At 51.8% G+C, this 7252-nt stretch carries 8 protein-coding genes; 5 read left to right on the forward strand and 3 right to left on the reverse strand.

Annotated features, from left to right (window positions below; all coding sequences use genetic code 11):
• Window positions 1–2: 2 nt before the first annotated feature.
• Window positions 3–563 (reverse strand): elongation factor P, encoded by a 561-nt coding sequence (gene efp, locus KB557_RS01840; protein WP_255131097.1) that lies wholly within the window; start codon window positions 561–563, stop codon window positions 3–5.
• A gap of 58 nt (window positions 564–621) precedes the next feature.
• On the opposite strand from efp, the gene KB557_RS01845 reads away from it, so the two are divergent.
• On the forward strand, window positions 622–1698 hold the full coding sequence (locus tag KB557_RS01845; RefSeq protein WP_399218498.1) for a peptidylprolyl isomerase: 1077 nt from the start codon (window positions 622–624) through the stop codon (window positions 1696–1698).
• Window positions 1691–2665, forward strand: coding sequence for a thiamine-phosphate kinase (thiL, locus tag KB557_RS01850; protein WP_255131098.1), 975 nt, complete (start codon window positions 1691–1693; stop codon window positions 2663–2665). Before KB557_RS01845 ends, thiL begins: the two co-directional genes overlap by 8 nt.
• Window positions 2666–2677: 12 nt before the next feature.
• Here the strand turns inward: thiL and KB557_RS01855 are convergent, their stop codons facing one another.
• Entirely contained in the window at window positions 2678–3700 is a 1023-nt protein-coding gene (locus KB557_RS01855) for a type I glyceraldehyde-3-phosphate dehydrogenase (RefSeq protein WP_255131099.1), read from the reverse strand.
• Between the two features lie 132 nt (window positions 3701–3832).
• On the opposite strand from KB557_RS01855, the gene murC reads away from it, so the two are divergent.
• From murC to KB557_RS01870, 3 genes are read left to right on the forward strand one after another with little or no spacing between them, the layout of a single operon-like run.
• A complete protein-coding gene (gene murC / locus KB557_RS01860) occupies window positions 3833–5272 on the forward strand; it encodes a UDP-N-acetylmuramate--L-alanine ligase (RefSeq protein ID WP_255131101.1) in 1440 nt (479 codons plus the stop codon).
• 3 nt (window positions 5273–5275) lie between these two features.
• On the forward strand, window positions 5276–6175 hold the full coding sequence (gene murB / locus KB557_RS01865) for a UDP-N-acetylmuramate dehydrogenase (RefSeq protein WP_255131102.1): 900 nt from the start codon (window positions 5276–5278) through the stop codon (window positions 6173–6175).
• Window positions 6176–6194: 19 nt separating this feature from the next.
• Window positions 6195–6536, forward strand: coding sequence for a YbaB/EbfC family nucleoid-associated protein (locus KB557_RS01870; RefSeq protein WP_255131103.1), 342 nt, complete (start codon window positions 6195–6197; stop codon window positions 6534–6536).
• Here the strand turns inward: KB557_RS01870 and rsgA are convergent.
• Window positions 6526–7252 (reverse strand): ribosome small subunit-dependent GTPase A (rsgA, locus tag KB557_RS01875; RefSeq protein WP_255131104.1); only part of this gene is annotated, 727 nt, incomplete at its 5' end. The two genes, KB557_RS01870 and rsgA, sit on opposite strands and share 11 nt — an antisense overlap.

Below are 7252 nucleotides of genomic sequence, written 5' to 3' on the forward strand. Positions count from 1 at the left end.
CCTCAGGACTCCCTACCCAGATAAGTATCGGAGCGAGTGTCAATTTTGATTTTTTCACCAATAGTGATGAATAGGGGCACCATCACTTGGGCGCCGGTTTCCACAATTGCCGGTTTTGTGCCGCCAGTTGCCGTGTCGCCCTTCACGCCAGGGTCTGTTTGGGTAACTTCCAAAACCACTGAATTTGGCAGCTCCACTTCGATTGGCTTGCCATTCCAAGCCACCACACTCACCTCCATACCCTCCTTCAGGTATTTCTTGCCATCACCTATTTGCTTAGCGGTTAGACGAGTTTCTTCAAAACTAGCCATATCCATAAACACAAATTCTTCAGCCTCCATGTAGGTGTGCTGCAGGGTGGATTTCTCAAGCAAAGCGGATGCCACCATTTCGCCTGCCCTGAAGGTTTTATCCACCACACTGCCGCTTTGGGCTGATTTCAGTTTGGTGCGCACAAAGGCAGAACCCTTGCCCGGTTTGACGTGGAGAAACTCCACCACACGCCATACCTGCCCATCCAGTTCGATTGTTGTGCCGGTGCGGAAGTCGTTGCTAGAGATCATTCCGGCAGAAAGGATTAAGGCGGATTGTACGGTGGTCTGCGCTACTGAAGCAGCGGCCATGCCCAGCACCCTTATCTCGATGCTGTTGGCCTTGCTAATGGCCTGCACATTGAACTTTTTAATTCCAACAGCAGCCTTCGCCGCCCTGCCCCCGGGTAATGCAATCACAGATCCTGCAGCGATTCTTAGGGATTCACTGCCGGTGCAACAGGCGGATCTTCAGGAATTACAACATCGCCTTGAAGGCACTAGCAACGATATAAGGGCCCGCCGCTGGAGCAGCATTCAACAGGCCTGCAAACGCTCCATAAAGCTGCTGGATCAAAAACAAGAACGAATTATTAACGACCTTCCTAGCGAACAACAAGCCACGGCAAAACAACAAGTAGCTGTTTTGCAAGAGGAACTGATCAAACTCGGCAGCATCGGCGAGAGCCAGGATCGCGATGCATTCCTTGATCAAAGGCGGCAGGTGCTCAACAGCATTGGCCAGTTGGAAGCCCTCGCTATTACGAGCTTCCCCTACGCCATCCCAGAAGAGTTCAACGAGCTGCCACGGCTCCTAGGGCGTGCCAGCGTTGAAATTCGCACCAATAAGGGCAACCTCACCGCAGTGGTGGATGGCTACAACGCGCCGGTAACCGCAGGCGCTTTTATTGATTTAGTGCAACGCGGTTTCTATAACGGCTTGCCCTTCAATCGGGCTGAAGATTTTTATGTTTTGCAAACCGGTGATCCTGTGGGGCCCGCCAGCGGTTATGTAGCCCCCAACAGCAAAACCGAACGGCAGGTGCCGCTAGAAATCATGGTGCCAGGCGAGAAAATACCTCAATACAACAAAACTTTTGAAGATCTTGGCCTGTTTAAAACCACTCCCGTATTACCTTTTGCCACCCTCGGTACCCTTGGCTGGGCCCATTCAGATGAAGCCCTCGGTGATGGTTCTTCACAATTTTTCTTCTTTCTTTACGAAGCAGAACTCACCCCTGCTGGCTTGAATTTGGTAGATGGCCGCTACTCGGTGTTTGGTTATGTGGTGGATGGTTTTGATGTACTTGAAGAGCTAGGTGTAGACGACAAAATTGAAACAATTACCCTGTTAAGTGGAGCCGAAAATCTGCAAGCCCATGGCTGATCTAGCAGATTTAGGAGAATCGGAATTAATAAATAGGCTAAGGCGTTTCGCTAAGCGGGGTCAATTTAACGACGACGCCGCTCTTCTCAGCCCAGATCAGCATTTATTGCGGGTTGTTAGCACCGATGCTCTTGTGGAAGGTGTGCATTTTTCGAGCAGCACCACCCCTGGATTTAGTGTGGGTTGGCGATCTGGCAGCGCGAATCTTTCCGATCTCGCCGCTATGGGTTGCCTAGAGGCTGAAGGAGTAACGGTTGCATTAGCTGCTCCAGGACATACATCAATCGATTGGCTGGAGGAGGTTTACGAGGGGCTGGCAGATTTACTACAACGCCACGGCTGTGAATTGCTGGGGGGCGATTGCACCAGGGCGCCAGTGGTGATGCTTGCCATTACTGCCATTGGCAAGGTGGCAGCCGATGCGGTAATCAGGCGTGAATCCGGCCAACCAGGCGATCGTCTCGTGGTTTCAGGTGCCCATGGGCTAAGCAATTTGGGCCTGCGCCTGCTGCAAAACCCAAGCGATATCAGCTTGCAGCAATTAAGTGAGCCCCTGCGAAAAGCGGCGATCAAAGCGCATCAATTTCCAGTGCCTCGTTTTGATGCGGTAGCAGCTCTCCACCGCAGCCGCCCAGAGGCTGCGCCCTGGCGCGTGGCCGGCACCGACAGCAGCGACGGCTTACGCCGCAGCTTGGAGCTCCTTGGCAACGCCTGCGGCCATCAGCCCCTACTTAATGAGCCTTTTGCGCTCACTGAAGGCTGTTGCCTTAATAGCTGCCTTGATGGCGGCGAGGATTTCGAATTGGTTTTAGCCCTTGAGGCAAGTTGGGCTGAAAAATTCGTAGCGCAACTGCCGGGGGCTCAATGCATCGGTTGGTTAGGGGAAAATCCTGGCCCCCCCTGTTGGGCAAATAATAAAAAACCCCTGCCTATCGGCAAGGGTTATGAACATTTTGCAAAGCTCTAAATATTTTTAGAGCTAAACCCAGTTGCGCGCCACTACTTCGGCAAGGTCAACCACGCGCTGGCTGTAGCCCCACTCATTGTCGTACCAGGAAATTACCTTCACCATATTGTCGCCCATCACCAAGGTGAGTTCGGAATCAACAATTGTGGATTCATCCGTGCCGGCATGATCGGAAGAAACAAGAGGTAGATCGGAATATTTAATAATCCCTTTCATGGAACCTTCTGAGGCTGCTTTCAGCGCTGCATTTACTTCGTCTCTACTGGTAGAACGGGCCACTTCAAGCACCATATCCACAACAGACACGTTGGGGGTAGGCACCCGCATCGCAATGCCACTCAGCTTGCCCTTCATGGGTGGATACACCAAAGCAACAGCGCTCGCAGCTCCTGTGGAGGTGGGAACGATGTTGATTGCAGCAGCTCTAGCCCGACGCAGGTCGCGGTGGGAGGCATCGAGAATGCGCTGGTCACCCGTATAGCTGTGGGTGGTGGTCATGGTGCCCTTCACGATGCCGAAGGTTTGATCGAGCACCTTCACAAGGGGTGCCATGCAATTGGTGGTGCAGCTGGCATTGCTGATGATGTCGAATTCGTTGTGGCGATATTGATCGGCATTAACCCCCACAACGAATGTGCCAACCCCTTCTCCTTTACCGGGAGCAGTGATCAATACTTTTCTTGCACCGGCTTGAATGTGCTTACCAGCGCCTGCTTTATCTACAAATACGCCGGTGGCTTCAATAACTAAATCAACGCCCCATTCCTTCCAAGGCAGATTGAGGGGATTGCGATCGGAGAAGCATTTGATCGGCCGACCATTCACCGTGATGGTGTCGTCTGTGTAGCCCACTTCGGTGTCGCGAATCCTGCCCAGCATTGAGTCGTAGGTGAGCAAGTGCGCGTTTGTTCTGGGATCTGAGGTGTCGTTTAGACCCACAATTTCGATACCGGTGTTGGCACCGCGGCTCAGCCAGCAACGCATGAAATTGCGCCCGATACGGCCGAATCCGTTAATGGCAACACGAAGGGTCATAGCAGCTCTGAGGGAATCCCAGTAAAAAAGGGAATTTGGCTGCGAATCATACAGACATCCACGTGGTTTTTGTTCAATTCACAAGACAGCTCTTTCAGAAGGGTTTAAGTTCTGGTGAACTTTTAAGCACTTTTGAACCGCCCCCTTTCCCTGCCCCCTGAACGCCCTGTGCACTTCATTGGTGTGGGTGGCATTGGTATGTCCGCCCTTGCAGGGATCCTGGCGGACCGTGGCTACGCTGTGAGTGGATCAGATCCACGCCAATCAGCCATATCTCAGGGGCTGCGTCAGCGAGGCGCCAGGATTTTTAAAGATCAGAACAAAGCCACGGTGGATGCCATTCGCAGTGGAGTGTCCTCCTCTCCCTTGGTGGTGATCAGCAGCGCGATTCCAAGCAACAACCCCGAGTTGATCGCAGCAAAGTCTGCCGGTTTAGAGATTTGCCACCGAGCCGCTTTATTGAGCTGGATGATCAGCGCTCAACGCAGCATTGCTGTGGCAGGCAGCCATGGCAAAACAACCACCAGCAGCTTGATTGCCAGTTTGCTGGGCGCTGTTGGCATGGATCCCACGGCAATTATCGGTGGAGTGGTGCCAGCTTTTGGCAGCAACGCCCGCACCGGCAGCAGTGATCTGCTAGTGGCAGAGGCCGATGAATCCGATGGTTCATTGGTGCAATTTCGACCCGCATTGGGCTTAATTACCAACTTGGAACTAGATCACACAGATTTTTATCCAAACCTTGAAGCCTTGATAGAAACGATGGGGCGTTTTGCCGGCAATTGCACCGAAGTGCTTGCTAACGCTGATTGCCCAGTGCTTAAAGAACACATCAAGGCTAAACATTGGTGGAGTTTAGAAGAAACTAATAATGCAAACTTTCGTGCCGTTCCAATCAGTATGGAAGGGGATGGCAGCCGAGCTGATTACATCGAAAACGGTGAGTTGATCGGCGAACTTGTTTTGCCTCTAGCCGGCTTACACAACCTCAGTAATGCTCTTGCCGCAATTGCCGCCTGCCGCCTTGTGGGGGCGCCTTTCAGTGAATTACAAAAAGCCCTTGGCAGCTTGGTGCCACCTGGGCGGCGCTTTGATCTGCGGGGTGAATGGCAGGGCCGTTTGGTAGTAGACGACTACGCCCATCACCCCAGCGAAGTATCTGCCACCCTCAGCATGGCCCAACTGATGGTGAATTCAGGCCGCAGCACCCTGCCCTGGGTGCCAAAGCGAGTTGTGGCGGTATTTCAACCTCATCGCTACAGCCGCACAGCGGAATTTTTAGAACGCTTCGCGCAGGCCCTATGCCCGGCCCAAAAGATCTTGCTTGCACCGCTCTATAGCGCTGGTGAATCACCTATTGCCGGCATCAACAGCGAGGCGTTAGCTCAAGCAATACAACATCGAGGCGTAAAAGCAAATGCCTACAGCTGCCTTGATGAACTTGCAAATGCATTACATACCGAAAGCCGGCCCGGCGATTTAGTGCTGGTAATGGGAGCAGGTGATGTTAATAATATCTGGGATCATTTACACAATCAAAGCAATAATCAATCCCTGGCCGCGGCCGCTTAAATCGTGCGGCAGCAAGCAATTTCTTTAGCCGGCTTTACAACTTGGAAAGTTGGTGGTGTTGCAAAAAACCTAGCTGAACCCGATTCATTAGATGCGTTAAGGCAGCTTTTAGAAGAGCATCGCCAGGTTGGCGAGGCCCTACAAATTATTGGGGCGGGCTCTAATTTATTAATTAGCGATGCTGGTTTACCCGGGTTGGTGATCTGCACTCGCCGGCTGCAGGGGGCCCAGCTGGATAGCAATAGCGGGGTAGTAGAGGCCCTCGCCGGTGAGCCCCTGCCCAGCCTGGCCCGCCGCGCCGCCAAGGCTGGCCTCGGGGGGCTGGAGTGGTCTGTTGGGATTCCAGGCACTGTTGGTGGTGCGGTGGTAATGAATGCTGGCGCCCAAGGTGGCTGCATTGCTGAGCGCTTGCTCACAGCCACCGTGATCGATCCAAAAGGGGGTGACGCTTTCGTTATTAATAACAAAGATCTGGCCTACAACTATCGCCACAGTTGCCTACAAGCTGAAAATTGGATTGTACTTTCGGCTCGTTTTCAACTTCAAATTGGTGAAGATCCAAGCCTAATTAGTGCACGTACCAGCGCAAATTTACATAGCCGCACCAGCACGCAACCGTATCACTTACCCAGTTGCGGCAGTGTATTTCGCAACCCTGAACCACAAAAAGCAGGGCGCATAATTGAGGCGCTTGGCCTTAAAGGTTATTGCATCGGCGCAGCGGCAGTATCGGATCTACATGCAAATTTTATTGTTAATAATGGTGGCGCAACAGCAGCTCACATCGACGCTTTAATTAAATATGTACAAATAGAAGTTAACAAAGCCCATGGTATTTGGCTGCATCCTGAGGTGATCCGATTAGGAAGTTTTACAGAGCTAGCAGGTGGCGGATTAAAATAAACAAAACGACGAAAGAACAATGGCTGGATTCGGACTACCCAACTTTGGACAGCTCACAGAAGCTTTCAAAAAGGCACAGCAGATCCAGCAGGACGCGCAAAAGCTGCAGGAAGAGCTGGATGCAATGGAAATTGAAGGCACCAGCGTTAATGGCCTAGCCAGCATTTGGCTAACCGGGAACCAACAGCCCCTACGGGTAGAACTTGCCGCTGAATTATTGAGCCAAGGGAAAGAAGCCACCGAAGCCGCCACCCTGGAAGCTTTACAAAATGCCTATGCCCAATCAAGCGCCACGATGAAAGGAAAAATGGAAGAACTTACCGGTGGATTAAATCTAAATCTGCCAGGATTTAATGGCTAATTAGATCCGCATAAAAGCCATAACGTTCCCAGCTGCGTTCCAATTCGCATCCGGGCTCCTGCAAATGGCGGCAGTCATTAAATTTACAAAGAACTCCAGCCTTTAATTGATTACGAATTTCAGGAAATAAATAAGCTAAATCTTTTGCTTTAGTTGGCAATTCCGGTCTATTAAATCCAGGGGTATCAGCTAACAAAGCGGAATTACCTAACGGAAATAATTCCACGTGGCGCGTGGTGTGGCGTCCCCGTTGCAACTTGCCTGAAACCGCAGCTGTGCGCAGCTGCAACTCAGGCAATAAGGAATTCAATAAACTGCTCTTACCAACACCGCTGGGGCCGCAAAGAACTGATATTCCAACATCTAAACGTTCTCTCAACCGCTCGATAGCTGGAGAATCACTAAGGCTAAAACTAAGCGGTTCATATCCCCAACTTCCTATACGCTCTAGCCATTGGTTTAGATCTTGTTGTGTAACAAGATCCGCCTTACTAAGCAGCGGTAACACCTCAAGACCTGTGGTTTCTGCGCTTAGTAAAAATCTACTGAGGCCATCAAGATCAAGGCTGGGCTGGGCTAACGCCACCACCACCACCACCCGATCAGCATTTGCTAAAGCTGGTCTTTGTAAACAGCTGTGCCGCGGCTCAAGGGCTGCGATTGCAGCGCGGCCATCAAGCCAATCGATCCCCTCAAGGCCTACCCAATCCCCCACC

This window comes from Synechococcus sp. Cruz CV12-2-Slac-r, assembly GCF_024346075.1.
GTDB lineage: Bacteria > Cyanobacteriota > Cyanobacteriia > PCC-6307 > Cyanobiaceae > Synechococcus_D.